The 23124-nt window shown below is 58.4% G+C and carries 29 protein-coding genes; 6 read left to right on the top strand and 23 right to left on the bottom strand.

Annotation, left to right across the window (positions count from 1 at the left end):
* Nucleotides 1–25: 25 nt before the first annotated feature.
* Entirely contained in the window at nucleotides 26–1417 is a 1392-nt protein-coding gene (locus GOX73_RS18585; RefSeq protein WP_171126907.1) for an aspartate aminotransferase family protein, read from the bottom strand.
* Nucleotides 1418–1638: 221 nt separating this feature from the next.
* Between GOX73_RS18585 and GOX73_RS18580 the strand changes: the two genes are divergently transcribed.
* Nucleotides 1639–3267 carry an acyl-CoA synthetase gene (locus GOX73_RS18580; protein WP_171126906.1) on the top strand — a complete coding sequence of 543 codons (1629 nt, stop codon included), beginning with the start codon at nucleotides 1639–1641 and terminating at the stop codon, nucleotides 3265–3267.
* Here the strand turns inward: GOX73_RS18580 and GOX73_RS18575 are convergent.
* The 9 genes from GOX73_RS18575 to hmgA form a co-directional block, all read right to left on the bottom strand.
* Complete coding sequence (locus GOX73_RS18575) at nucleotides 3264–3605, bottom strand: DOPA 4,5-dioxygenase family protein (protein WP_171126905.1); 342 nt, start codon at nucleotides 3603–3605, stop codon at nucleotides 3264–3266. The two genes, GOX73_RS18580 and GOX73_RS18575, sit on opposite strands and share 4 nt — an antisense overlap.
* A gap of 87 nt (nucleotides 3606–3692) precedes the next feature.
* A complete protein-coding gene (gene maiA, locus GOX73_RS18570) occupies nucleotides 3693–4328 on the bottom strand; it encodes a maleylacetoacetate isomerase (protein ID WP_171135055.1) in 636 nt (211 codons plus the stop codon).
* 18 nt (nucleotides 4329–4346) lie between these two features.
* Complete coding sequence (locus GOX73_RS18565; protein ID WP_171126903.1) at nucleotides 4347–4544, bottom strand: DUF2783 domain-containing protein; 198 nt, start codon at nucleotides 4542–4544, stop codon at nucleotides 4347–4349.
* A gap of 5 nt (nucleotides 4545–4549) precedes the next feature.
* Nucleotides 4550–6160 carry an FAD-dependent oxidoreductase gene (locus GOX73_RS18560; protein ID WP_171126902.1) on the bottom strand — a complete coding sequence of 537 codons (1611 nt, stop codon included), beginning with the start codon at nucleotides 6158–6160 and terminating at the stop codon, nucleotides 4550–4552.
* Nucleotides 6161–6296: 136 nt separating this feature from the next.
* Nucleotides 6297–7247, bottom strand: coding sequence for an MBL fold metallo-hydrolase (locus tag GOX73_RS18555; protein WP_171126901.1), 951 nt, complete (start codon nucleotides 7245–7247; stop codon nucleotides 6297–6299).
* A gap of 3 nt (nucleotides 7248–7250) precedes the next feature.
* Nucleotides 7251–7787 (bottom strand): dihydrofolate reductase family protein, encoded by a 537-nt coding sequence (locus tag GOX73_RS18550; RefSeq protein ID WP_171126900.1) that lies wholly within the window; start codon nucleotides 7785–7787, stop codon nucleotides 7251–7253.
* Nucleotides 7788–7790: 3 nt separating this feature from the next.
* Nucleotides 7791–9047, bottom strand: a complete 1257-nt coding sequence (fahA, locus tag GOX73_RS18545) for a fumarylacetoacetase (protein WP_171126899.1) — start codon at nucleotides 9045–9047, stop codon at nucleotides 7791–7793.
* Nucleotides 9048–9071: 24 nt separating this feature from the next.
* On the bottom strand, nucleotides 9072–9692 hold the full coding sequence (locus GOX73_RS18540) for a LysE family translocator (protein ID WP_171126898.1): 621 nt from the start codon (nucleotides 9690–9692) through the stop codon (nucleotides 9072–9074).
* Complete coding sequence (gene hmgA, locus GOX73_RS18535) at nucleotides 9692–11047, bottom strand: homogentisate 1,2-dioxygenase (RefSeq protein WP_171126897.1); 1356 nt, start codon at nucleotides 11045–11047, stop codon at nucleotides 9692–9694. The genes GOX73_RS18540 and hmgA overlap by 1 nt, the downstream gene beginning before the upstream one ends.
* A 57-nt stretch (nucleotides 11048–11104) precedes the next feature.
* On the opposite strand from hmgA, the gene GOX73_RS18530 reads away from it, so the two are divergent.
* Together GOX73_RS18530 and GOX73_RS18525 are read left to right on the top strand one after the other, a co-directional pair.
* Nucleotides 11105–11557 carry a MarR family winged helix-turn-helix transcriptional regulator gene (locus GOX73_RS18530; protein ID WP_171126896.1) on the top strand — a complete coding sequence of 151 codons (453 nt, stop codon included), beginning with the start codon at nucleotides 11105–11107 and terminating at the stop codon, nucleotides 11555–11557.
* A 61-nt stretch (nucleotides 11558–11618) separates the two neighbouring features.
* A complete protein-coding gene (locus GOX73_RS18525; RefSeq protein ID WP_171126895.1) occupies nucleotides 11619–12848 on the top strand; it encodes an adenylate/guanylate cyclase domain-containing protein in 1230 nt (409 codons plus the stop codon).
* Here GOX73_RS18525 and GOX73_RS18520 read toward each other — a convergent pair.
* On the bottom strand, nucleotides 12845–13654 hold the full coding sequence (locus GOX73_RS18520) for a division plane positioning ATPase MipZ (RefSeq protein WP_171125364.1): 810 nt from the start codon (nucleotides 13652–13654) through the stop codon (nucleotides 12845–12847). The two genes, GOX73_RS18525 and GOX73_RS18520, sit on opposite strands and share 4 nt — an antisense overlap.
* Nucleotides 13655–13864: 210 nt before the next feature.
* Here GOX73_RS18520 and GOX73_RS18515 point away from each other — a divergent pair, with 210 nt between their 5' ends.
* Nucleotides 13865–14752: an AEC family transporter gene (locus tag GOX73_RS18515; RefSeq protein ID WP_171126894.1), complete on the top strand. Its 888-nt coding sequence runs from the start codon at nucleotides 13865–13867 to the stop codon at nucleotides 14750–14752.
* Between the two features lie 78 nt (nucleotides 14753–14830).
* Complete coding sequence (locus GOX73_RS18510) at nucleotides 14831–16414, top strand: MFS transporter (RefSeq protein ID WP_171126893.1); 1584 nt, start codon at nucleotides 14831–14833, stop codon at nucleotides 16412–16414.
* A 152-nt stretch (nucleotides 16415–16566) separates the two neighbouring features.
* Here GOX73_RS18510 and rpmE read toward each other — a convergent pair whose 3' ends face one another.
* The 3 genes from rpmE to GOX73_RS18495 all read right to left on the bottom strand — a co-directional run bounded on the left by rpmE (nucleotide 16567) and on the right by GOX73_RS18495 (nucleotide 17518).
* Nucleotides 16567–16788, bottom strand: a complete 222-nt coding sequence (rpmE, locus tag GOX73_RS18505; RefSeq protein ID WP_170388151.1) for a 50S ribosomal protein L31 — start codon at nucleotides 16786–16788, stop codon at nucleotides 16567–16569.
* A gap of 11 nt (nucleotides 16789–16799) precedes the next feature.
* On the bottom strand, nucleotides 16800–17183 hold the full coding sequence (gene rplS, locus GOX73_RS18500; RefSeq protein ID WP_039541573.1) for a 50S ribosomal protein L19: 384 nt from the start codon (nucleotides 17181–17183) through the stop codon (nucleotides 16800–16802).
* A 98-nt stretch (nucleotides 17184–17281) separates the two neighbouring features.
* Entirely contained in the window at nucleotides 17282–17518 is a 237-nt protein-coding gene (locus GOX73_RS18495) for a hypothetical protein (protein ID WP_171126892.1), read from the bottom strand.
* Between the two features lie 45 nt (nucleotides 17519–17563).
* On the opposite strand from GOX73_RS18495, the gene GOX73_RS18490 reads away from it, so the two are divergent.
* Nucleotides 17564–18361, top strand: a complete 798-nt coding sequence (locus tag GOX73_RS18490) for a GH25 family lysozyme (RefSeq protein ID WP_171125359.1) — start codon at nucleotides 17564–17566, stop codon at nucleotides 18359–18361.
* Here the strand turns inward: GOX73_RS18490 and trmD are convergent.
* The 9 genes from trmD to GOX73_RS18445 all read right to left on the bottom strand — a co-directional run bounded on the left by trmD (nucleotide 18358) and on the right by GOX73_RS18445 (nucleotide 23123).
* On the bottom strand, nucleotides 18358–19155 hold the full coding sequence (trmD, locus tag GOX73_RS18485; RefSeq protein WP_171126891.1) for a tRNA (guanosine(37)-N1)-methyltransferase TrmD: 798 nt from the start codon (nucleotides 19153–19155) through the stop codon (nucleotides 18358–18360). The genes GOX73_RS18490 and trmD overlap by 4 nt on opposite strands.
* Complete coding sequence (locus GOX73_RS18480) at nucleotides 19152–19967, bottom strand: hypothetical protein (protein ID WP_171126890.1); 816 nt, start codon at nucleotides 19965–19967, stop codon at nucleotides 19152–19154. Before GOX73_RS18480 ends, trmD begins: the two co-directional genes overlap by 4 nt.
* Entirely contained in the window at nucleotides 19967–20470 is a 504-nt protein-coding gene (gene rimM / locus GOX73_RS18475) for a ribosome maturation factor RimM (protein ID WP_171126889.1), read from the bottom strand. The genes GOX73_RS18480 and rimM overlap by 1 nt, the downstream gene beginning before the upstream one ends.
* Nucleotides 20463–20609 carry a hypothetical protein gene (locus GOX73_RS18470; protein WP_171125351.1) on the bottom strand — a complete coding sequence of 49 codons (147 nt, stop codon included), beginning with the start codon at nucleotides 20607–20609 and terminating at the stop codon, nucleotides 20463–20465. The genes rimM and GOX73_RS18470 overlap by 8 nt, the downstream gene beginning before the upstream one ends.
* A 4-nt stretch (nucleotides 20610–20613) precedes the next feature.
* Nucleotides 20614–21249 carry a 5,6-dimethylbenzimidazole synthase gene (gene bluB, locus GOX73_RS18465; RefSeq protein WP_171126888.1) on the bottom strand — a complete coding sequence of 212 codons (636 nt, stop codon included), beginning with the start codon at nucleotides 21247–21249 and terminating at the stop codon, nucleotides 20614–20616.
* A gap of 12 nt (nucleotides 21250–21261) precedes the next feature.
* Nucleotides 21262–21651 (bottom strand): 30S ribosomal protein S16, encoded by a 390-nt coding sequence (gene rpsP, locus GOX73_RS18460; RefSeq protein WP_170350323.1) that lies wholly within the window; start codon nucleotides 21649–21651, stop codon nucleotides 21262–21264.
* A gap of 94 nt (nucleotides 21652–21745) precedes the next feature.
* A complete protein-coding gene (locus tag GOX73_RS18455; protein ID WP_170380494.1) occupies nucleotides 21746–22042 on the bottom strand; it encodes a chorismate mutase in 297 nt (98 codons plus the stop codon).
* Nucleotides 22039–22590: a GNAT family N-acetyltransferase gene (locus tag GOX73_RS18450; protein ID WP_171126887.1), complete on the bottom strand. Its 552-nt coding sequence runs from the start codon at nucleotides 22588–22590 to the stop codon at nucleotides 22039–22041. Before GOX73_RS18450 ends, GOX73_RS18455 begins: the two co-directional genes overlap by 4 nt.
* Nucleotides 22587–23123: a GNAT family N-acetyltransferase gene (locus tag GOX73_RS18445; RefSeq protein ID WP_171126886.1), complete on the bottom strand. Its 537-nt coding sequence runs from the start codon at nucleotides 23121–23123 to the stop codon at nucleotides 22587–22589. Before GOX73_RS18445 ends, GOX73_RS18450 begins: the two co-directional genes overlap by 4 nt.
* Between the last annotated feature and the right edge of the window lies 1 nt (nucleotide 23124).

The raw sequence follows: 23124 nt of genomic DNA, 5'->3' as shown, positions 1-23124 counted from the left end.
TTTTGTTACTTTACCGCGGTAAGGATCAACCAAACACACGCCCCAGCGCACCGTCGACCGCGTCGGTGATCTGGTCGATATCGTCCGCTGTCGCGATCAGTGCGGGCGAGAAGCACAGTGTGTTATTCTTGCCTGGCACCGAACGGTTGGTCACGCCGATGATAACGCCCTGCGCCATACAGTCCGCCACAACGGCTTGTGCCAGTTTCTCATTCACAGGCTCACGGCTTGAGCGGTCCGACACCAGCTCGGCCCCAAGAAACAGACCCTTGCCGCGCACGTCACCGATGACCTTGTGCTTCTCCATCAGCTCTTGCAGGTTGCCCATCATGCGCGCGCCCATGTCGGTGCAGTTCTGCAGCAGGTTCTCATCCTCGATGATCCGCATGTTTTCGATCGCCGCCGCCGGACCAGCGGTGCAGCCACCAAAGGTCGAGATATCGCGGAAATAGTTCATCGGGTCGTCCGCGTTGTCCTTGAACATGTCAAAGATTTCCTCGGTCGTGACCATGCAGGCAATCGCCGCATAGCCCGAGGCGACACCCTTGGCCATGGTCACGAAATCAGGCTTCACCCCGTATTGCTGATAGCCAAACCAAGTGCCGGTGCGGCCGACACCACAGACGACCTCATCAATATGCAGAAGGATGTCGTATTTGTCGCAAATCTCCTGCACGCGCTGCCAGTAGCCCTCGGGGGCTTCAATCACGCCGCCACCTGCGGTCACAGGCTCAAGGCACAGGGCGCCTACGGTGTCGGGGCCTTCACGTAGGATGACTTCTTCGATTTGATTAGCCGCCCATTCGCCGAAATTCTCTTCGGGGGCGCCGTCCAGCTCATGCTTGCGGTATTCCATGCAATGCGGGACGCGCACGAAATCGGGTGCGAAGGGGCCGTATTGCGCGTTGCGCTCGTCCTGACCACCTGCCGACATCGCCGCCAGAGTTGATCCGTGATAATCGCGGTCGCGATACAGGATCTTGGTCTTCTTGCCGCCGTATTTCTTGTGGGCGATCTGGCGGACCATCTTAAATGCTTTCTCATTCGCCTCAGAGCCCGAGTTCATATAATAGACGCGGCTCATCCCCGGCATCTTGCTGATCAGCTTTTCCGCAAAGATCGAGCCCGGAATGGACCCGGCCGAGTTTGCAAAATAGCACAGCTTCATCAACTGGTCGTAGACAGCCTTGCAGATCGATTCGCGGCCATAGCCCACGTTGACCGTCCAGACCCCGCCCGAGACCGCATCCAGATGTTCCTTGCCGTTCTGATCCCAGACGCGCATGCCTTTGCCTTCGACAATGATGCGCGGGTCGTTGGTTTCAAAGGGTTTATGTTGGATCAGGTGATGCCAGATATGGGCGCGGTCTGCCTCGACCACGCGGGAAAGATCGTTTTCGTTGAACGTGCCGTCCATGACATGTCCTTTCAGAATTTCTTGGGTGCGCAGGATGCCGGAGCTTAATCCCGGCCCGTGTGTTTTAGATGGCTCAGATCACCGCGAAAGACCATCGGTAGATAGGGCCAGATTGCATCATCGCATATTGCCAGTCCAAACCTGCGCCGTATTTCTACGGGTTTGTCAGCCGGGCAACTTTGTGATCAAGTCGCGCGATCAGACAAAGGGAGGGGAAACCGATGACTGACGCCAACATTTATGAACGTCATCTGGATCAATGCCGCGCGAACCATACCCCGCTGTCACCGCTCAGTTTCCTTGAGCGGACGGCGCAGGTTTACCCTGATTACCCGTCCGTCGTGTATGGCGAACGCAGATATACCTGGGCCGAAACATATGCCCGGTGTCGGCGTCTGGCGGGGGCACTTGCTGCGCGTGGCATTGACAAAGGCGACACGGTCTCGATCATCGCCGCCAATATCCCTGAGATGTACGAGGCCCATTTTGGTGTCCCGATGACCGGTGCGGTGTTGAACGCGATCAACACACGGCTGGATGCGCCGATCATTGCCTTCATCCTCAACCACGCTGAATCCAAGATACTGCTTGTCGACCCTGAGTTTTCGGGCGCGGTGAAAGAGGCATTGAAGCAGGTCGATCATGATCTGCTGGTCATAGATATTGAAGATGCCAGTTTTGATGGCGGGGAAAAGCTGGGGTCCCTGACCTACGAAGCGCTTCTGTCCGAGGGCGATCCAGACCATTCTTGGTCTTTGCCGGATGACGAGTGGGACGCGATTACGCTGAACTATACCTCGGGCACGACCGGCAATCCCAAGGGCGTTGTGTATCATCACCGAGGTGCCGCGCTGAATGCGCAGTCGGACCTGTTGGACTGGGATATGCCCAAACACTCGGTCTATCTGTGGACCTTGCCGATGTTCCACTGCAATGGCTGGTGTTTCCCATGGGCGATGGCGGCGAATGCCGGGGTATCGGTCTGTCTGCGCGCTGTGCGGGATGAGCCTATCTATGCGGCCTTTCGGGATGAGAAGGTCACGCATTTCTGTGGCGCGCCGATTGTCCTGAACATGCTGGCTAACGCGCCGGATCACCTCAAGGATTTCGATCACCAGATCAAAGTGATGACTGCAGGTGCCCCGCCACCAGCCGCCGTGATCGCGAATATGGAGGGGATGGGGATCGAGGTCACTCATGTATACGGTCTGACCGAAACCTACGGCCCATCGGTTGTCTGTGCATGGAAGGACGAATGGAATGACAAATCCGCCGATGAGCGCGCCGCGCTGAAGGTCCGGCAGGGGGTTCGCTATACCGCTTTGTCGGGTTTGATGGTGGCCGATCCAGAAACGCTGGAACCGGTGCCCGCCAATGGTAAGACGATGGGCGAGATTTTCATGCAGGGCAATGTGGTGATGAAAGGGTATCTCAAGAACCCAGATGCCACGGACAAGGCGTTCAAAGGCGGTTGGTTCGCCTCTGGCGATCTGGGGGTCATGCACCCGGACGGCTATGTCGCGCTAAAGGATCGGTCAAAGGACATTATCATCTCGGGCGGCGAGAATATCTCGTCGGTCGAGGTGGAAGATATCCTTTATAAGCACCCGGCCGTGATGGAGGCCGCAGTCGTTGCCCGCCCGGACGAGAAATGGGGCGAGACGCCCTGCGCGTTTGTCGAGCTAAAGCCCGATGCGCAGGCGACAGACGCCGAGATCATAGCCTTCTGCCGGGATAACATGGCGCATTTCAAGGCGCCCAAGACGGTGGTGTTTGGCCCATTGCCTAAGACATCAACCGGAAAGATTCAGAAGTTCAAACTGCGGGATCAGGCACGGGAACTGGACTAGCTCCCCATCCTGTCAAAGATTGAAAGGTCCAGCGCAAGCATCTCGCCCATCCAGATGGCGCGGTCTCGATGATCCTCAAGATGTTGCCCGGTTTCGGGGTGGGTGAAGATGGTAAGCCCCTGCCGGTTCACCATCAGCCAGGGGATGACCTGATCAAAGGCGTCTGCGGCGAAGGCCAACTGGCAACTCCAGCGCGGATGGGGACCGACGTTCTTGGTGTGCATTCGACCCATTTCAACCGGGAACAGACGCGCGGCGTCTTCACAAAGCTGCTGGGCGGTCTCTTGCGTATCGGCGTCGAAATAGACATGGGCGTGATAGCCGGTGATCTCGGGCATGGGGGCCTCCATCATTAGGTATGGTGAAGGTAGGTCTGCGCCGCCCGGATGCCTATGGCCATGTGCACACAGACCCTGTGCAGCAGATCAGGCGGGTACATGCCGGTCGGGGTGGGCATCTGCAAAGGCGGGGTGCACCGCGCAGGCGGCCTCGACGCTCAGAATGCGGGGCAGGTCGGTCAGATCAACGCCCCAGCGACGCGCGTTATACATCTGCGGCATCAGGCACAGATCGGCCAGGCCTGGTTGCGGCCCGGTGCAATAAGGGACCTGATCGAATCCGCCCAAAAGCGCCTCGAACGCCAACAGGCCGGGGCGGATGAAATGGCGCATCCAATCGCCCGGCATCCCTTCGGCATTTCCGCTCAGTTCTGTTGCATGGCGCGCGACCGAAAGGTTGCAGGCCGGGTGCAAGTCGATGGCGATGGAATGCGCCAGCGCAAGCGCCCGAGCGCGGGCGGCGGGTTCCGCTGGCAGCAGGCCCATGCCGCGCGTCTGATCCAGATAGTCAATTATTGCCAGTGATTGTGTTAGCCGTAGGCCGTCAATCTCGAGGACCGGCACCAGACCCTGTGGATTGCGCGCCAGATGATCGCCGGATTTGTGATCACCTGCGACCAGATCAACGGAAACCGGCTGATAGGCGATCCCGGCCAGATTTAACGCGATCCGCACCCGGTAGCTGGCTGATGACCGCCAATAATCATACAGAACCGCGCTCATTCGGACCTCCTGTCCGGGTCAGTTGCCTTGCAGTCTGGCGGCTTTCAACGCTTGGGACAACACTTGGGCATCCCCGATATGATTGGCCAGTACCAAAACCAGCCGCGCGTTCAGGGCGTCACTTTCGGCCCTGTCCAAACCTTCATGGGCCGTCAACAGTCTCGCATAGAAATCATCGGCACTGTCCAGATTGGGGGTGAGGATCAAATCGGTCATTTCGCTTACTCCTTACCGGTTGCCCGGCGGATTGCCTGGCGGAAAGCGTTTTCTTCGAAGTTGTCGCGCCGCGCCGCGACATGCTGGTCCGGACGGATCAAGTAGACGCCGCTGGTCGCGTCACCCAGATATCGGCGTTTCAAATCCAGTGTCGGATCATCCGTTACAGACAACGCAAGCCGCGTGGCCACGACGCCGTCTTCTTCCAGGCTGTCCGGTGCGTCGGCATCAATCGTCAGCAGGGTGAACTTGCCCGCAAGCTTGGGCAGCAGGAACGCATCGCCCAGCGGTGCATCCGGACAGGCCGAGCCGGGTCGTGTGATGTCAGGCCCGTTCAGGGCATCAGCCGAGTTCAGGGAAGACCCCGTGTAGGTGCAAGGGGTGCTCAGACGTCCGGAATTTACCAGCGGGCGGGCAAAGTCATAGTGTTCGCTGAGGTCCAGAACTGCATCTCGCAACAGGCGCGACATCTCGGACTTGGGCGTAATGAAATCGGTTGAGCGCGTGGACATGCTGATATTCTCATCCGCTGCCTGCACGCGTTCGCGGCTGTAGCTGTCCAGCAGCAATTCGGGTGCGTGCCCGTCGATCACCAGCTTCAGTTTCCAGCACAGGTTGTCCGTGTCCTGAATGCCGGAATTGGCACCACGCGCACCAAACGGGCTGACCTGATGGGCGCTGTCCCCGGCAAAGAGGACGCGACCATAGCGGAAACGCTCCATCCGGCGGCATTGGAAGGTGTAGATAGAGACCCATTCCAGATCGAACTCAACATCTTCACCCAGCATTTGTTTGAGGCGCGGGATAACATTTTCCGGCCGTTTCTCACGCTCTTTGTCGATGTCCCAACCCAGTTGCAGGTCAATACGCCAGACATTGTCTGGCTGTTTGTGCAGCAACGCGGATTGGCCGCGGTTGAAGGGTGGGTCGAACCAGAACCAGCGTTCGGTCGGAAAATCGGCCTCCATCACCACATCGGCGATCAGGAAATTGTCCTCGAACACACGCCCGTCAAAGTCCAGCCCCAGCATCCGGCGGGTCGGAGAATGCGCGCCGTCACAGGCGATCAGCCAGTCGGCTTCGACATTGTAGGGACCTTCCGGCGTTTCAACCTCAAGCTTGACGTGGTCGTCATGGGTGCCGATGGCCTCGACCTTGTTGCGGCCACGTATTTCCACGGGCGCACCCTCAGCCTGAAGATCTCGGATGCGATCGACCAGTATGCGCTCCAGATGATATTGCTGAAGGTTGATGAAGGCAGGGTTTCCATAGCCTTTCTCAGGTTGAAGGTTGAACTCGTAGACCTTGCGATTGTCAAAGAACACTTTGCCCGCGTCCCACTGGACGCCGGTATCAACCATGGGTTTGCCGCCGCCCAAGCGATCGGCAATGTCCAGCGTGCGCTGCGAGAAACAGATGGCCCGACTGCCAAAACTGACCTTGTCGTTTTCGTCCAGCACCACGACCTCAACCCCTTGTTGCGCAAGGTCGATTGCCGCGGCAAGCCCGATGGGTCCGGCCCCGATGACGATTACCTTGTGGTGCACCGGGGTAGACGCATCCTGATCGGGGCTGCGGTCATAGGCGTAAAGCGGCGTTTCGAAAATCTTGTTCATGGGTTCTCCCCCGATGCTTTAGCGCGATTGGCGCAAAACTCTGGTCCCTGGGCATTGCCATGCCGGAGGTCATACACGATGATTTCACTGATTTTTCCGGCGCAAAACGATCTGGATCAAATGCGACGGTATGTCCCTAGCCCTGCAATGCCTCCCACATTTCAAGATCGCGCTGCGCGGTCCAGATGCGCGGAGTGTCGATGCCGCGCGCTTCGTCATAGGCGCGGGCGACGTTGAATGGCAGGCAATGTTCGTAGATTGCGTAGTCCGAGAATTTGGGATCGCATTCGGCGCGAACGGCATCCCAAGCTTCTTTCAATGAACCGCCACGTGCGGCAACCCTGGCCGCCGGACGATAGGTGCTTTCCACAAAGTCGCGTGTGTTTTCAATCGCGGCATTCACCATGCTTTTGCCAACCAACGCGTCCCCGCGTCCCGGTGCAATTGCATCGACATCGAACCACTTGATTTCGTCGAGCGTGTCGCCCCAATCGCTGAAATGACCATCACCGCAGTAGCAGGCCGAGTGATATTCGACGATGTCACCGGTGAACATAACGTTCTGATCGGGCACGTGGATCACGATATCGCCTGCCGTGTGCGCGCGGCCCAGATGCATCAGATCAATCCGGCGGTTGCCTAGATAGACGGTCATCGTGTCGCTGAAGGTGGAGGTGGGCCATGTCAGGCCGGGGATGCTTTCGTGTCCTTCGAACAGCCGAGGGAAGCGTTGGAATTCGCTGTCCCAGTCTTCCTGCCCGCGTTCCACGACCATGGCTCGGGCCATGTCGGACATAATGATCTGTTGCGCACCAAAGGCGCTGGCACCCAGCACCCGTACAGCGTGATAGTGGGTCAGCGCGACGTGGGTAATTGGTTTGTCCGTAACCGAACGCACGCATTCGATGACCTTGTTTGCCAGACGCGGCGTTGCCTGTGCCTCGACAATCATCACGCTGTCGTCGCCGATGATGACACCAGAATTCGGATCCCCTTCGGCGGTGAAGGCGTATAGGCCTTCGCCTACCTCAGTAAACGAGATGTTCTTTTCAGACATGTCCCCTTGGGACGCGAAAGCTTTTGCCATCGTTCAACCTTTTGTTTTGTAGTCGATTTGCAGAATGCCGCCCGGCTGTTTTGTGACGTCCAGCAGCGTCAGATCGTGCTGTTTTCCGGGGGCAAAACAGGGCAGTCCCTGACCAAGCAGTGTTGGCATGATAAAAACACGAAGCGTGTCGAACATACCGGCGTCAATCGCTGCGCGCTGTGTTTTGCCACCGCCAAGAATCCAGACCTTCTTATGCCCGGCTTCCAAAATGGCAATTTTCAGGGACTCTATGCTGCCCGCAGCGGCGATGTGCGCGCCTTTGATCTTGGTCTGCCGGGTCAAAACATAGGCGGGCCGTTCGCCATATGGCCAGCCCCATCCAAGAACCTGATCATAAGTCGCGTGACCCATGATCAGCGCGTCGATGGACGATATGAATTCTCCATAGCCCCCGTCGCCCCCGTCCGAGGCCAGGGCTTCGTTGAACGGGTTCAGCCAATCAACACTGCCGTCGGGATCAGCGATGAATCCGTCCAGGCTCATCGCGATGTATCCGACATACGTGGGGTTCGCCGTCATGGGTTAGCCCCCGTAAGGGTCTTGCAGGGCAGGCAGGACCGTGCCCACGCAGTCACCAAACCCGATTGTGTAGCCTTCGCCCTTCGCCTCACCGGTCAGGGTCAGGGTATCGCCGTCTTCGATAAAGGTACGGGATTCGCCCGTGTCCAGAGTAAGCGGTTCTTTCCCGCCCCAGCTCAGTTCCAGAAGCGAGCCGCGCTCGGGCTTTGTTGGCCCCGATATTGTGCCGGACCCCAGCAGATCGCCTGTGTTCATCGGGCAGCCCGAGGTCGAGTGATGGGCCAGTTGCTGCGCCGAGGAATAGTACATCTCTTTGTAATTCGTTCTGGCGATTGTTGTGGCGGGCTTCCCTTCGGGTGCCATTGTTACCGACAGATCAATGTCATACAGCATCGGGCCGCAGTCTTTCAGGTGATCCAGCAACTCGAATTCGCGCGCAGGCGTGTCGCATCGTAACGGTTCCAGTGCCGCCTTGGTGACAATCCAGGGGCTGATGGATGTCGCTGTGGCCTTGGCTTGAAAGGGACCAAGCGGCTGATATTCCCACGCCTGAATGTCACGCGCGGACCAGTCGTTCAGCAGGACATAGCCAAAGATATTATTGTCGGCTTCTTGCACCGTGATCGGCCCATCCGAAGGCGTGCCCACGAGCGCGCCCATTTCCAGTTCGATGTCGAAACGACGGCTGGGCAAAAAGGCCGGGCGGTCGTGGTCGGGCGATTTCAACTGACCCCACGGGCGGCGAATATCGGTGCCGGAAACCACCACCGAAGACGCGCGACCGTTATAGCCAATCGGAATGTGCAACCAGTTCGGCGGCAGGGCGTTATCGGGGCCACGGAACATGGTGCCGACATTCTGCGCGTGATGCCGTCCGGCGTAAAAATCGGTGTATTCGCTGACCGCGACAGGCATGTGCATCTCGGCGTCGCTTTGGGCGACCAGCATGTGTTCAATGTCGGACCGTGTCTCGCTGCCCTCGGCCAGAAGGTCTGTCAGCCGGTCCCGCAGCGCGGCCCAGACCGCTGGGCCTTGTTCCATCAGCGGGTTCCAGAAGGGCAGGTCGAACAGCGGTTCGTCCGCCAACTGAATCAAACCTTCGGCTTCGGCGGCGGTGACATCAAAGATCATGTCACCGATCGCCACGCCGCAGCGCGGTTCATCGCCTTCGGTCGAGAATACGCCATAAGGCAGGTTGTTCAGCGGAAATGGGTGGTGGGCGTCATTGGCCGAAGCCACCCAGGATGTCTTTAAAGGCATCAGTGATCCTTGTTTTCTGATTTTTTAAGTATCCCGCAGGGATTTCAGGCCCAGCAGAAGGGCCGCCAATATCATGAAGCTGCCACCGGCCCGATCCAACCACAGCCGGGCGGACCCTTTCAGGCGCGTGGCTAACCAACTGGCGCTGCCGCCATAGGCAGTCAGGAATAGCCCATCGAGTGTCAGGTATGTGGCCGAGAGGATTGCGAATTGTGGCCAGAACGGAAGCGCCCCGTCGATGAACAGGGGAAACAGCGCCGCGAAAAAAACCACGGCCTTGGGGTTCGCGGCCGAGGTGACAAAGCCCTGCGTCCAGAGCGCTTTGCGACTGGCAGGTCGCGCCGATTGGGTCTGCTTCCCTCCGGTTTTCACAATCATGCGAAGTCCAAGATAAACCAGATAAGCAACGCCCAGCCATTTGATCACCGCCAGCGCTGTGCCCGACGCTGCGATGATTGCGGCAAGGCCCAGTCCAGCCGCCAGCATCTGCAGCAGGTTCGCCGTCAGATCGCCTGCCGCTGTGAATAGGCCGCGCTTCAACCCGTTGGCCGCCGAATTCGACAGCATCAGCAACTGGCTGGGGCCCGGTGTACTCATCAACAGCAGCACTGTTGCGACATAGGTGATCCAGATATCGAAGCTCATCACTTTTTCCCCGGCGTACCGTCAAACTTTTTCTCAAGAGAGGTCCAGCAGTCAATGTAGTCATCCTGCAGCGGGGCTTCACTTGCTGCAAATCGGGTCAAATGCTGAGGGAACCGGGTTTCGAACATGAAGGACATGGTGTTGTCCAGCTTGTCCGGCCCAAGGTTGGAGTTTGACGCGTTGTCGAACGCCTCGCGGTCGGGGCCGTGCGGCAGCATCATGTTGTGCAGGCTCATTCCACCGGGAACAAAGCCCTGAGGTTTGGCGTCGTACTGGCCGTAGATGTTGCCCATCAACTCGGACATGATGTTCTTATGATACCACGGCGGACGGAACGTGTCTTCGGCCACCATCCAGCGTTCTCGGAATAGGACAAAGTCGATATTGGCCGTACCCGGCTGACCTGATGGGGCTGTCAGCACGGTAAAGATTGACGGATCGGGGTGATCGAACAGGATCGCTCCGACCGGGCAATACGTGCGTAGGTCGTATTTATAGGGCGCGTAATTGCCGTGCCATGCCACCACGTCCAGCGGGCTTTGACCGATCTTCGTCGTATGGAACTGACCACACCATTTGACAGTGACGGTCGAGGGAACCTCACGGTCCTCAAACGCAGCGACAGGGGCTTTGAAGTCGCGCGGATTGGCCATGCAATTGGCCCCGATTGGACCGCGGCCGGGCAATTCGAACTTTTGTCCGTAGTTTTCGCAGACAAACCCGCGCGCGGGACCTTCCAGAACCTCCACCCGGTACACCAGACCGCGCGGGATGATGGCGATCTCTTTCGGCTCGAGGTCGATGATCCCCAATTCGGTCGCAAAGCGCAGGCGGCCTTCCTGCGGCACAACCAGCAGCTCGGAATCGGCTGAGAAGAAGTAGTCATCCACCATGGATTCGGTGACCAGATAGATATGGCTGGCCATGCCCACCTGCGTGTTCACGTCGCCAGCCGTGGTCATGGTGCGCATCCCAGTCAGCCATGTCAGCCCTTCGTCCGAATGGGCCACCGCGTCCCAGCGGTACTGGCCCAGACTGATCACATCCGGATCAACAAAAGGTGCAGATTTCCAATAGGGCAGGTCGATCTTTTCGTAGCGATGCGAATGTTTTACCGAAGGCCGGATACGATAGCACCACGTCCGCTCGGGCGGGTTGGCCGTAAAGGCGGTGCCGCTGAGTTGCTCACCATACAATCCGTAATTACAGCGCTGCGGGCTGTTCATCCCTTGGGGCAAAGCGCCGGGCAGGGCCTCGGTTTCGAAGTCGTTGCCAAAGCCGGGCATATAGCCTTCGTGCGTCCCTACCGGGCTGCTGGCTTGTGTCAGGCTGTGCGGATCAGTCGGACGATTCATCCCGTGTTCCTCCATTTGCTACTTGTCCGATAATAGTTGATTTTGTAACTAACAAGCATGACTAGCGCGGATTCCGACAAAAAAGATGAATTTGATCTGCGGGTTTTCCTGCCCTATCTGCTGAACCGGGCGGCCGAGGAAAGTTCGTTGGAGTTTCAGCGCGCCTATAAGGACCGGTATGGGATGTTGCGCACTGAGTGGCGCGTTTTGTTCCATCTGGGCAATTACGGCGAAATGACCGCGAAAGAGATTGGTGAGCGCGCGCGGATCCACAAGACTAAGATCAGTCGTGCGGTCAGCAGGCTTGAACAGCGCAGATATCTGCTACGCAAACGAAGCGACACAGATCGCAGGGTTGAAATACTGACGCTGACAGTCGCCGGGCAAACGGTTTATCGCGAATTATGCGATATTGCCCAGCGATATGACGAAAAGCTGGCGGGGATGTTCAGCGCGGACGAAGTTGCCCTTTTGCGCCAAATGCTGCGGCGACTGGCGGATATGGTGTAAGGACTGGTAATCTGTTCGTGATGACCCCAGATGAAACCCTGAGTGGACGCAGGATTTAGACATGACAGCCCCGGACTCCAACGCGGCGAAAACGAACGATCTTATCAATTGGCTGGTATCGCGCGGCCTAGCTGGTGCCGAAAAGGAAGAACTTCTGGACGGGTATTGTACGCGGCTTGTCGATATGGGCGTGCCGCTGATGCGGTTTCACGCGGCGCAATCCGCGTTGCACCCGGTTTATGGCGGTACAGGTTATAGCTGGTACCAGGGGCGCGGCGGGGATTATCAAAAGTTCGAGTACTCGGAAGAAGTCAGCGAGGATTGGCAGCAAAGCCCGCTTTTTGCCATTCTCAACGAAGATGTCGAGGTTGTGCACGAACGCATGGTGGATCAGAACGAACCCAGCCGGTTTCCCCTGATCAATGATCTCAGAGAGAGTGGGGCGACCGAATATTACGCGCGTGGCGTGACGTTTGATGTCCCGACCCATAACGCGCCGCGGGACGCCAAGAAGCCTGTGGATGGGGTGTTGCTGTCCTGGACGTCCAACGCTCCAGAAGGGTTCCGTGACGGCGATCTGGAGTTGATAAATACCGCGTTGCCCCATTTGGGGTTGGCCCTGAAATCGGCGTCGAATGCGCGGGTATCAAAGGACCTGATGCGTGTCTATCTGGGGCGCGAAGCCGGTCGTCGTGTTCTTTCGGGCGAAATACGGCGAGGGTCTTTGCAGCAGATTGATGCCGTGATCTGGAACTTTGATCTGGAGGGGTTCACCAGCCTGTCCGAAGAATTGCCGGGCAGCGAAATCATAGACATGCTGAATGACTACCTGGCTGTTGCCGTTGGGGTCGTGCACGACAATGACGGGAATATCCTGAAGTTTATGGGCGACGGGCTGATGGCCATGTTCGACGTGGGCGAAATTGACGAAGACGCCCGTGCGGCCTTGAAAGCCGTGCCTATGCTGCAGGAACGCATCAGGACGCTGAACGAAGAGCGCAGTGCCGCTGGCCTTCCGGTTGCCAATTTCACGCTGGCCCTTCACGCGGGTGAGATTTTGTACGGCAACATCGGGTCGGAAAGCCGCCTTGATTTCACTGTGATCGGGCCTGCGGTAAATCAGACGGCAAGGATCGCAGGTATGCACCGGTCGCCGGGTCAGCGCATTCTGATTTCAGACGATGTGGCGCAAGCGGCCATGCCATGCAGTCAGGATTTGATCTCGGTCGGGCGTTACATGCTGCGCGGTGTGGCGGAACCGAAAGAGCTGTTTACCGTGTGCAACGGTTAAAAGTCGATCTCGACGCCCGGCAGGTTCAGCTCTTTCATCATGTCACGCAGTTCCTGACGCGCGGCGATGTTCGAGATGTTGAGCTGCTTGACCCCGATATCCTTGAGGTCCAGCAAGGTCAGGCCACGTGGGAACAACTCGCGGAAAATCACGCGTTCGGAAAAGCCCGAGGCGACGCGAAAGCCAATGCGCTGCGATAGCATCTCGATCGCGCGTTGCATCTTTTCCTTGTTGACCATGCGCTGCGTGCCCACACGGTTGCGCACAACAACCCAGTCGATCGGTTTCAAACCCGCCTGCGCGCGCAACTGACGTGCGTTCCAGACCATCTCGGAATAGACCGACGGGCCGAGGATTTTCTCGCCCTTTGAATCAATCCGCGCCAGCAGGTCAAAGTCGATGAAGCTGTCATTCAGCGGCGTGATCAGCGTATCGGCCAGCGAATGCGCCACTTGGCTAAGACGTGTATGCGAGCCGGGGCAGTCAATCAGGATGAAATCGCTGTCGCTTTCCAACTCGGCAACTGCGGCAGACAGGCGGTGGTCATAGATGTTCTCGCCCGGCTTCAATTTGGTCGCGTCGATCTCGGGCAGGTCGTGGTGACGCGGTGTCGGCAGGGTCAGGTCCGAATTTTTAAGGAAATTAGAGCGATTTTCGAAATAACGCCCCAGGCTGCGCTGCCGAAGATCAAGGTCTAGCGTGCTGACCTTATGGCCCAACCGTGCCAGTGCTGTGGCGACGTGCATCGAAACGGTCGACTTGCCTGCGCCGCCCTTTTCGTTCCCCACTACGATGATATGTGCCATGCCTGTATTCCCACATCCCGCCGTGTTTGACCACACGTTGTTGAAAACCACTATATGTTGTGGAAACGGGGAAGGGAAGAACCCGAAACACTGTGAACGCGCAATAAAATTCGCTGTTGCTGAAATCTCAGGGTGGATTTGGTCGCGCGCTTGCCAAACATTGCCACCTGTTTCACTGTCAAAATTACGAATTTGGATCAGGGGCTTGCAGTGGACCATCTGTTTCTGAATGTGCTGAACGTGGTCCTTCCCGTGCTGATCTGCGCCGGGATCGGGTACAGCCTGGCGTTGTTCAAAGCCCCGTTCGACAACAAGGTCATCGGTGGGATTGTGTCTCGGGTTGGGTATCCGACGCTGATCATCTCGCACCTTTCGACGACAAAGATCGCAGTGGCCACGTTCTTGGACGTGATGGCTGCGGCGGCGCTGGCGATTGCAGGCTTTGGCGCATTGGGGTTTGTGGCGCTCAGGGCCATGCGCCTGCCGGTTCGCGCGTTTCTGACGCCCTTGATGCACGGCAATGTCGGCAATATCGGTCTGCCGATTACGCTTTTGGCGCTGGGCGACGCTGGGATGGCCTATACGATGGGATTTGTGGTGGTCGTCCTGATCAGCATCTTCACCGTGGGTATGTGGATTCCGGCAGGTGAATTTTCCCCGAAGAAACTGGCCACGTCCCCGATCATCTACGCGGTTATTGTTTCACTGGCGCTGATGGCGACGGGGTACAGCCTGCCGCAACCTGTGGCCAAGTCGTTTGATATTCTCGGCGGTCTTTCCATCCCGCTGATGCTTTTGACACTTGGTCACACGCTGGCAAGCCTTCAGGTGCACCGCCTCGGCCGCGCTGTGATCCTGACCGTGTTGCACCTGATTATGGCGACTGTGATAGCAACCGCTTTGGTCTGGGCATTCGGCTTTACCGGGGCAGAGCGCGGGGCGGTTATCCTTTGCTGTCTGATGCCGTCATCGGTGGCGACCTACCTTTTTATTGATCAGCACATGCCGGAATACGGCCCGGACGTGGCCGGATTTATTCTGGTATCCACACTGGCAACGATCGTCGTTTTGCCGTTGGCCCTGTCCTATTGGATCTGAGGCTGTGCGCTGGGCAGAAACCTGCTAAGGTGTTGATGTGGCGTCCCAAAGACGTCAGGTGGGTTTGAGGGCGGAGCGATGTCACAGACGAATTCACATCCCAATGGCGCACGGGTTGTTCTGGCTATGACCGCGATCTGCATGATGGTTGTTGGGTTCAACACCACGGCAGTCGCGACCATCCTGCCCAACCTCAAGGCCGAGTTCGACCTGACCCCGTCAGGCCTGCAATGGGTTATGGCGACTTACACCGTCGCCAGCGCCACCTTGGTGACTATCGTCAGTCGGTTGGGGGATATCACGGGCAAGATGGGCGTGTTCTTCTTTGGCATGGTCGTCTTCGCGGTTGGGTCCTCTCTTGTTCTTTTCGCCCAAGATGGCACGATGCTTTTGCTAGGGCGCGGCGCACAAGGGGCGGGCGCTGCGGCGTTGTTTGGCACTTCTCTGTCGTTGTTGACTGCGGCGACGCCCGAGGAACAACGCGCCAGCATGACCGGAGCCTGGGGCGCCATCGTAGGCTTGGCAATTGGCGTTGGTCCAATTGTTGGTGGTGCCTTTGCCCATTACGTCAGTTGGCGCGCCGTGTTTGCAACCGATCTGATCCTTTTGGTGATCGCGTTTGTCATCGGTTTGAACGTCAGCAAGCAAAAATATGTCCCGGATACGCGTCTGGCCGGGGCGCGGTTCGATTTTCTGGGGGCCATTGCAATCCTGCTGCTTCTGGGGCCGTTGTCTTTTGCGCTCAGCAACGGGGAAAGCAACGGTTGGGGCACGCCCATGACGCTGGTGCCGCTGGCCGTTGCAGCGCTGGCAACTGTGGGTATTGTTCTCGCAGCGCGCCGCAGTGATGATCCGCTGATCGAGCTGAGGTATTTTCGCCATCCGCGCTATTTCATGGCCGCGGCAGGGATGTTTTTCACCGGCTTCACGCTGTTTGGGTTCTTTGTCTATTTTAACACTTTCGTACAGTCGCCGGACGCCTTTGGGTATTCCTCCGTGGGCGCTGGGCTTGCGATCATGCCGCTCAGCCTTAGCATGTTCGTGATTTCGGTCACGGCACCGCGGTTTCTGGCCCCCTACAGCTTCCGGTGGCCCGTTGTCATCGGATTGGGGGCGATGGCGTGCGGGTTCCTGTTGCTGATGGCCACAACGAATAACACGCAGTATGGCGAAATCTGGTGGAAGCTAATGGTCGTTGGGATCGGGCTGGGCATCTGTTTCTCGCTTTTGCCGCGCCTCGGCCTGCGACTGCTGCCGGAAGAGCATGTGGGGCAGGGGTCGGGCGTGATAAACGCATGTCTCTATTTTGGGGCAACTCTGGGGGCGGTCGTGTGCGGACTTGCCGAAGCGATCACCACCCGTCGCGGCCTGTCTGAGGTGATTAACGCCTTGCCCGCAGGCTCGACGCAGCGCGAAGATCTGGCCCATGCGCTGACGCACGGTACGCCCAACCAGATTCAGCAGTTGATCGCCGGGATGGATCCGCAAAGTGGAACGGCATTGGCCAAAGCCTTGCGGGATTTGCAGGACAACGCTTTTGACAGCGCGATGATGATCACGGCCATTGCTGCACTGATTGGAATGGTGCTGGCGCTGCTGCTGCTGCGTGGGCCGGTGCCGCCATTGCACAGCGCGGCCGAGTTAACGCGTAAGGCGCAGTAAGCAGGCTCTGGATGCCTCCTCGGGTTTTTTCGTCGCCTGCGCTGACACTATAGTTCTTTGTGCAGATAGCAGCGTCCAAAGACCCTTGCTGTGTCGGAAAAAGAAAAAGGCCGCCCGAAGGGACGGCCTTTTGCAATTGAACCGGGTTAGGCTTAGAAGCCCAGACCTTCGTATTTCTTCTTGAACTTCGACACGCGGCCGCCGGCGTCCATCAGGCGCGCGCCGCCACCGGTCCATGCGGGGTGCACGGAGGGGTCGATTTCCAAGGCCAACTGGTCGCCTTCGGCGCCCCAGGTGGATTTCATCTGAACCACGGTGCCATCGGTCAGTTTGACGTCGATGATGTGGTAGTCGGGATGGATGTCTTTTTTCATCTTTCCGCTCCTTACGCCTCGGCGCCAGCCTTGGGCTTGTAGTTGGTGACCTCTGCGATACGTGCGGATTTACCGCGACGGGTGCGCAGATAGTACAGTTTGGCGCGACGGACGCGGCCACGGCGGACAACGGTGATGCTGTCGATGTTGGTCGAATGCAGCGGGAACACACGCTCCACGCCTTCGCCGAACGAAATTTTGCGGACGGTGAACGAACCGGCGATGCCGCTGCCACCTTTGCGCGCGATGCAGACACCTTCGTAGTTCTGCACACGGGTACGCGACCCTTCGGTCACTTTAAAGCCGACACGGATGGTGTCACCGGCTTTGAAATCGGGGATATCTTTCCCCAGGGCGGCAATCTGTTCCGCCTCAAGCTGTGCGATCAAGTCCATCGCATTCACTCCTATCTGCTCGTGGTTGGTCCACGAAGTTTGGGCACGGGCTGAGAGCTCTTGGTCTTCACCGGGTCCTGCGTACAGCCCGCCAGAGGTCAGATCGAATGTTCCTTGGTGCGGTTTGTTCCGCCGCGCCGGGGCCGAAGAAAGCCGGGCGTCACGACATGGGCCAAACCAAAACACCGGAGTCGCGCAAATGCGGCACCGGATTGCGGTCGTTTAAGGGCTTTGAACGCAGGGATCAAGCCCAAATCGTCATATTTTACAGGGCCGGTTGGTGAGTTTTCGCCACCCAAAAACAACACCGTTGCCTTACGGGGTCGATCAGGCATTCTGGAAGGCAATTATACGAGCAGAAATTTATACAGGAACAGATCATGCGCACAGCTCTGATGCTGGCATTCATTGCCTTTGCGACCCTGTCTTGCGGTCGCAACAGCCCTCCGCCGCAGCAGGTCGAGGCCAAGGCCTTTCTGGATACAACGTCGCCTTCGGTGGTCTTCCCATCCTTTGGCGATGCCGACCCCCATGACTGGGAGGGGCGGCATCCCGGTCAATACCCGGTGCACGGGCTGGACGTGTCGCGGTGGCAGGGGCCAATCGACTGGCGGCGCGCCAAGGCGTCAGGTGTCAGCTTCGTATTCATCAAGGCCACCGAGGGCGGGGACGTCGCAGACCCGATGTTTGAAGCGCATCGCGTCGGCGCGCGCGCGGCTGGGGTACCATGGGGCGCGTATCACTATTACTATTTCTGCCGTCCCGCCCATGAGCAGGCGCGCTGGTTCATCCAGAACGTGCCCCGAGGATCAGACCTGCCGCATGTGCTGGACATGGAGTGGACGCCGCATTCCAAGACCTGCACTTTGCGCCCCGATGGCGCAACCGTTCGGGCCGAGGCACAGCGGTTCCTTGATATTTTGGAACGTCATTATGGGCGCCGTCCGATCGTCTATACGACCGTGGATTTCTATGGCGATACAGAAATCGGCCGCCTGCCAAAGACCGAATTCTGGCTGCGGTCTGTCGCGGGGCATCCGCGCACCGTCTATCCCAAAGCGGTCTGGCGGTTTTGGCAGTACACCGGAACCGGGCTGGTTCCCGGCGTAGATGGGCCGGTGGATATCAATACGTTCAATGGCCCGCCCGATATCTGGACGCGGTGGAAAGCAGGTTAGTCGCGCGACTTGCGATAGGCGTCCCACAGGTCGGGCCGGCGTTCGCGGGTGATCTGCTCGGACATGTCGTGCCGCCAATCAGCGATGCGACCGTGGTGACCGGACATCAGGATATCGGGGATTGCACGCCCCTTCCATTCGGCGGGGCGAGTATATTGCGGGTGTTCCAACAGCCCGGATGAAAAGCTTTCCTCCTCGGCTGAGGCTTGGTTGCCCAAAACGCCGGGGATCAGACGCACCGTTGCGTCAATCAGCGCCTGAGCGGCGATTTCGCCGCCTGTCATGACAAAATCGCCCAACGAGACCTCCTGAACGCCGTAATGCTCAAGCACACGCTCGTCCACGCCCTCAAACCGACCGCAAAGCAGGGTCATGCCGTCACAACGCGCAAGGTTCTGCATCATGCGCTGGTCCATCCGGCGTCCGCGCGGGCTGAGATAGATCAACGGCCAATTCCCACGCACCCCCGCCATCGTATGTTCAATCGCCTCGCCCAAAACATCGGCGCGCAGAACCATTCCTGCGCCGCCTCCGGCTGGGGTGTCGTCCACATTGCGGTGCTTGCCAACGCCGAACTGACGCAGGTCGATTGTCTCTAGCTGCCACAACCCTTCTTGCAATGCTTTGCCAGTCAGACTTTCGCCCAGCACACCGGGAAAGGCCGACGGGAACAGCGTGATGATCTTTGCTTTCCACACGCCGTGCAGGTCCGGTGTTGGGGTCAGCAGCTCACGCGGTTTCAGGGTCGGTCGGATCGCCTTGCGACCGTGGGACTTTGAAGGTTTGTCAGTCATATCCTGCCAATCAGAGCCTTTTGCGCGTGTTCGACGATGGCCTTCTTTTGCGCGACCAGAGCGGCCTCGTCCAGACGAGAACGATTCAGGTCCAGCAATTCTGCCAGAACGTCCTCTGGCAGTCTGGGGTTGGAGTGTGCAGGCGGGGCCAGCAGGTTGACTTTTTCTTGGTGCAGGTCCAGAAAATCTGCAAAAGGCGCACCCGGGCCAAACCGCAGCTTTTGCAAATCTTCCAGCCACTCGGACAGAACCGTGACATTCGGAAGCGCTTCGCTAATCCGGTCCACTGTGGCTTGCAGCGGGGCGAGGGTTTCCATGCTTTCGCAATATGTTTCGAAATCCTGCACTTGACGCATACGTTGCAGATCGTGCGCCCAAAGGCTGCGCAGCCAGCTTCCGCGCTGCCGAAGGGACAGGTAGACGGTAATCTTGACCTCTTGTCCGGAAAACCTATGCCGGACAGCGTTCACAAGGCTGGCCGCAAGCTCGGGCGCGGCGGCGTAACCTTGTTCCAGATTACGGCTGGGACGGAGGCCCGCGAAGTTCTCTTCGCTGACAATCAACCCGCGCTTTTCACCGAAATCGAGCGTATCCAGAAAGGCCGATATCTGGCGTTCGAACTCTGAAAGAGTCCCGGCCAGCCCATAGACAGAATGATTGGTGGCAGCCCGTGAAAGACCGGAATTGCGCGTGCGGTAAGGAAGCACCAGCGCAAAGTGGGGCCAGATCAGTTCGCGGTTTTCGAAAAGAAAAGACTGTGCAGCTGTAGTGCCTGTTTTATGTAAACCCAAATGCAGCAGGATTCGCCGCATCAGATCAAACCTTCAGGGGGATCGGCGACGATACGGCCTTTTTCAAGGTCAACGGTCGGAACGGCCTCAAGCGTGAAAGGCAGCAGGACGGTGGATTTCAGCCCCGACCCGTGCAATTCCAACAAATCAGCGGCGCCATGGTTTTGCACCGACTTTACCCGGCCCAGCAGGGTGCCGCCGGTGTCATAGACCTCAAGCCCGATCAGGTCGGAATGATAGAACTCATCATCCGGCAATGAAGGCAATTGATCACGGCGCGCAAACAGGCGCAGACCCTTCAGCGCATCAGCCTGTTCCTTGGTCTCGATGCCGCCCAACCGGGCAGCGAAACCATTCTTGATCGAACGGGTCAGGACCAGAGGGTACCGCTCGTCGCCCGCCTCGTTGGTCAGGGGCGAATAGGCTTCGATATCTTCGGGGACGGCGCAGTAGCTTTTCAGCCGCACCTCGCCGCGCACGCCATACGACCCGGCAATACTGCCGACGCAGATCAGATCACTCATTTGTCCCATCCGTCACACATAGCCCGTCTTCCCATTGCCCGCGTGTTTCGCACACCTCGCGCTGGTTCGAGCGTTCGAAGAACACGCCGACAATAAAGGCGATCATCATCAGAATGGGAAGGCGTAACAATCCGAACATCTGCTTAGCGCACCTCGACAGGCAGGCTGTCGTTGCGGTTTTCCCATCCGACTTGCTCCAGTTCGGGCGTGTCCGATACGTCTTTGGGATATCCAACGCAGAAATAACCGATCAGCCGCCAATCATCAGGCACATCCAGATCGCGCGCCATCTGGTCAGGGTCAAGAATGGACACCCAGCCCAGCCCCAGCCCCTCAGCCCGCAAAGCCAGCCAGAACAGGGTTATGGCTGAAACTACGGAATAGCGCCGCATCTCGGGCATTGTGCCTGCGCCCAGACCTTGCCCCTTGTCGGTGGCGTCGTCGCAGAACACGGCCAGTTGCACCGGGGCCTTTTGCATCCCCGACAGTTTCAGGCGGCTGTATAGCTGCGCCTTTTCGCCAGAATAGCCTTCCAACGCCTGCGCGTTGGCGGTTTGAAAATTTCGCAGCGCCGCGTCGCGCGCGGGCTGACTTTCGACGCGGATCACGCGCCAGGGTTCGCTCAGCCCCACCGAAGGGGCCAACCGAAACGCGTCGAGGCAGCGCGTCAGCACTGCCTCGTCAATTGCGTCGGTGCGGAACCGGCGCACATCACGCCGGAGCCGCAGCAACAGGTCAAACTGCGTGCGAAAATCGTCGGTGAACGTCTGATCCCGCACGCGCCCGCCTGCTTATTCTTCTGCAGCCGCTTCTTCAGCCGGTGCAGCAGCAGCTTCTGCCGCTTCAGCAGCCTTGGCCGCTTTTTCTTCGGCGCGCTCTTGGGCTTTCTTGCCCGGGGTACCCTTGTTGGGGTTGTTGCGCTCGGCTTTGTCACGGGTGCCGGCAGCTTCCAGCATACGTGCGATCCGGTCGGTGGGCTGGGCGCCCTGATCCAGCCAGTACTGGATGCGCTCCATGTTCATTTTCACGCGCTCTTCGCTGTCTTTGGGCAGCAGCGGGTTGTAGGTGCCCAGTTTCTCGATGAAACGGCCGTCGCGGGGCATACGGCTGTCGGCCGCCACGATGCGATAGAAGGGACGCTTTTTCGAGCCGCCGCGGGCGAGACGAATTTTCATTGCCATGGTGGTATCTCCTTTGAATGGCATCACGCCAGAGGCGTGAATTTTTTAAAGATCGGGGTCTTGTCCGGCTATTCTTGGTATTTGTGGAAACGGGTTATTCCTGATGTTTCCGGTGGTGTCGGATGACTTCCTGAATGATGAAATTCAGAAAAGCCTTGGCGAAGTCAGGGTCCAGATCGGCCTCTTTCGCCAGGTCTTCTAACCGAGCGATCTGCGCGGCTTCGCGCGTGGGATCGGACGGGGGAAGGTCGTGTTCGGCCTTGAGCTTGCCAACGGCCTGCGTGTGCTTGAACCGCTCGCCCAGCGTATAGACAAGGATCGCATCCAGCCGGTCGATGCTTTCGCGATGCTCTTTCAACAGCGTGGCAGCCTGTGTCACGGGGTTGGTCATTGGGCGCTCCTCTCAGGCGTCAAAGCAGGGTCGGAAATATCGAGTTTCGGGTGCCGCCAAACCTGGCAGGGGGTGCCGACAACCTCGCCTTCGCGCTCGTACGTGGCACCAAGACGTTCCGCAAGCGCGCGCGAGCGGTCATTGTCATGGGCGATGTACGAGATCGGAGCGTTCAAACCCTGATGGCGTGCGGCATAGGCGCGGGCAGCTTTTGCGGCTTCAAAAGCGATGCCTTTGCCTTCGAACCCATCCATGACGACCCAACCCAGTTCGGGTTCGTCCCAGCCCGGCGCGTTGATCATACCGGTCCAGCCCGCAAACGCGTTGCTGGCCTTCTCGACGATATGCCAGCCGCCATAACCCAGCACCGCCCAGTGCCCGAACCGCCCCATGAACGAACGCCATGTTTCCAGCGCCGTCTTGGGGCCGCCGACCATGCGGCTGCGTTCGGATGCAAAGAATGCTGTCATCGCAGGCAAATCGTCTTGATGAGGGGCGCGCAGGATCAGATTATCGGTCTCGACAGTGGGGATGGTGAAAGAGGTCATGCGTAAGCCTCCATCCCGCCTTGCAGCTCATCCGGGTGAGGATGGCGATACACAACATCCGCAGGGTCCGGGCGCGCTGAGGATTTGTCTTCGATCGCACCCAAACGTTTTGCCAAAGCAATCGAGCGCGCGTTGTCGTTGTCGATATAGCTGACCAACGTGCTAAGCCCTGTATTTTCAAAGGCCCAATCGCGCGCCGCGCAAGCCGCCTCAAACGCTAGTCCTTGACCCTCAAAGCCTGGGAAGATGCACCACCCCAATTCCACTTCGGGGAAACGCGGCGGTTTGTTGACGCCAACCTGCCCAATGAGTTCGCCAGTTTCGGTCAGATCTACGGCCCAACTGCCATAGCCCAGCCATTGCCAACTGGTGACTTCCGCACCCAGCCAACGCCACAATTCGTCATCTGAAATGGGCCCACCCATATACTTTGCCCACTCCGACGCGAATAGCGCAGCCATTGGCTTGAAATCCTCAAGCCGATGATGGCGCAGCGTCAGGCGCGCAGTGGTTATGGTGGGGGCGACGGTCACA

The sequence above is a fragment of the Ruegeria sp. HKCCD7221 genome, assembly GCF_013031225.1.
Lineage (GTDB): Bacteria > Pseudomonadota > Alphaproteobacteria > Rhodobacterales > Rhodobacteraceae > Ruegeria.
The sequence above is the reverse complement of the archived record's forward strand: the minus strand, read 5'-3'. Positions and strand labels throughout refer to the sequence as shown.

Excerpts from the sequence above, each read along its gene's own strand:
- GOX73_RS18585 (WP_171126907.1), bottom strand. The coding sequence starts at position 1,417 with ATGGACGGCACGTTCAACGAAAACGATCTTTCCCGCGTGGTCGAGGCA.
- GOX73_RS18580 (WP_171126906.1), top strand. The coding sequence starts at position 1,639 with ATGACTGACGCCAACATTTATGAACGTCATCTGGATCAATGCCGCGCG.
- GOX73_RS18575 (WP_171126905.1), bottom strand. The coding sequence starts at position 3,605 with ATGCCCGAGATCACCGGCTATCACGCCCATGTCTATTTCGACGCCGAT.
- maiA (WP_171135055.1), bottom strand. The coding sequence starts at position 4,328 with ATGAGCGCGGTTCTGTATGATTATTGGCGGTCATCAGCCAGCTACCGG.
- GOX73_RS18565 (WP_171126903.1), bottom strand. The coding sequence starts at position 4,544 with ATGACCGATTTGATCCTCACCCCCAATCTGGACAGTGCCGATGATTTC.
- GOX73_RS18560 (WP_171126902.1), bottom strand. The coding sequence starts at position 6,160 with ATGAACAAGATTTTCGAAACGCCGCTTTACGCCTATGACCGCAGCCCC.
- GOX73_RS18555 (WP_171126901.1), bottom strand. The coding sequence starts at position 7,247 with ATGGCAAAAGCTTTCGCGTCCCAAGGGGACATGTCTGAAAAGAACATC.
- GOX73_RS18550 (WP_171126900.1), bottom strand. The coding sequence starts at position 7,787 with ATGACGGCGAACCCCACGTATGTCGGATACATCGCGATGAGCCTGGAC.
- fahA (WP_171126899.1), bottom strand. The coding sequence starts at position 9,047 with ATGCCTTTAAAGACATCCTGGGTGGCTTCGGCCAATGACGCCCACCAC.
- GOX73_RS18540 (WP_171126898.1), bottom strand. The coding sequence starts at position 9,692 with ATGAGCTTCGATATCTGGATCACCTATGTCGCAACAGTGCTGCTGTTG.
- hmgA (WP_171126897.1), bottom strand. The coding sequence starts at position 11,047 with ATGAATCGTCCGACTGATCCGCACAGCCTGACACAAGCCAGCAGCCCG.
- GOX73_RS18530 (WP_171126896.1), top strand. The coding sequence starts at position 11,105 with ATGACTAGCGCGGATTCCGACAAAAAAGATGAATTTGATCTGCGGGTT.
- GOX73_RS18525 (WP_171126895.1), top strand. The coding sequence starts at position 11,619 with ATGACAGCCCCGGACTCCAACGCGGCGAAAACGAACGATCTTATCAAT.
- GOX73_RS18520 (WP_171125364.1), bottom strand. The coding sequence starts at position 13,654 with ATGGCACATATCATCGTAGTGGGGAACGAAAAGGGCGGCGCAGGCAAG.
- GOX73_RS18510 (WP_171126893.1), top strand. The coding sequence starts at position 14,831 with ATGTCACAGACGAATTCACATCCCAATGGCGCACGGGTTGTTCTGGCT.
- rpmE (WP_170388151.1), bottom strand. The coding sequence starts at position 16,788 with ATGAAAAAAGACATCCATCCCGACTACCACATCATCGACGTCAAACTG.
- rplS (WP_039541573.1), bottom strand. The coding sequence starts at position 17,183 with ATGGACTTGATCGCACAGCTTGAGGCGGAACAGATTGCCGCCCTGGGG.
- GOX73_RS18495 (WP_171126892.1), bottom strand. The coding sequence starts at position 17,518 with ATGCCTGATCGACCCCGTAAGGCAACGGTGTTGTTTTTGGGTGGCGAA.
- GOX73_RS18490 (WP_171125359.1), top strand. The coding sequence starts at position 17,564 with ATGCGCACAGCTCTGATGCTGGCATTCATTGCCTTTGCGACCCTGTCT.
- trmD (WP_171126891.1), bottom strand. The coding sequence starts at position 19,155 with ATGACTGACAAACCTTCAAAGTCCCACGGTCGCAAGGCGATCCGACCG.
- GOX73_RS18480 (WP_171126890.1), bottom strand. The coding sequence starts at position 19,967 with ATGCGGCGAATCCTGCTGCATTTGGGTTTACATAAAACAGGCACTACA.
- rimM (WP_171126889.1), bottom strand. The coding sequence starts at position 20,470 with ATGAGTGATCTGATCTGCGTCGGCAGTATTGCCGGGTCGTATGGCGTG.
- GOX73_RS18470 (WP_171125351.1), bottom strand. The coding sequence starts at position 20,609 with ATGTTCGGATTGTTACGCCTTCCCATTCTGATGATGATCGCCTTTATT.
- rpsP (WP_170350323.1), bottom strand. The coding sequence starts at position 21,651 with ATGGCAATGAAAATTCGTCTCGCCCGCGGCGGCTCGAAAAAGCGTCCC.
- GOX73_RS18455 (WP_170380494.1), bottom strand. The coding sequence starts at position 22,042 with ATGACCAACCCCGTGACACAGGCTGCCACGCTGTTGAAAGAGCATCGC.
- GOX73_RS18450 (WP_171126887.1), bottom strand. The coding sequence starts at position 22,590 with ATGACCTCTTTCACCATCCCCACTGTCGAGACCGATAATCTGATCCTG.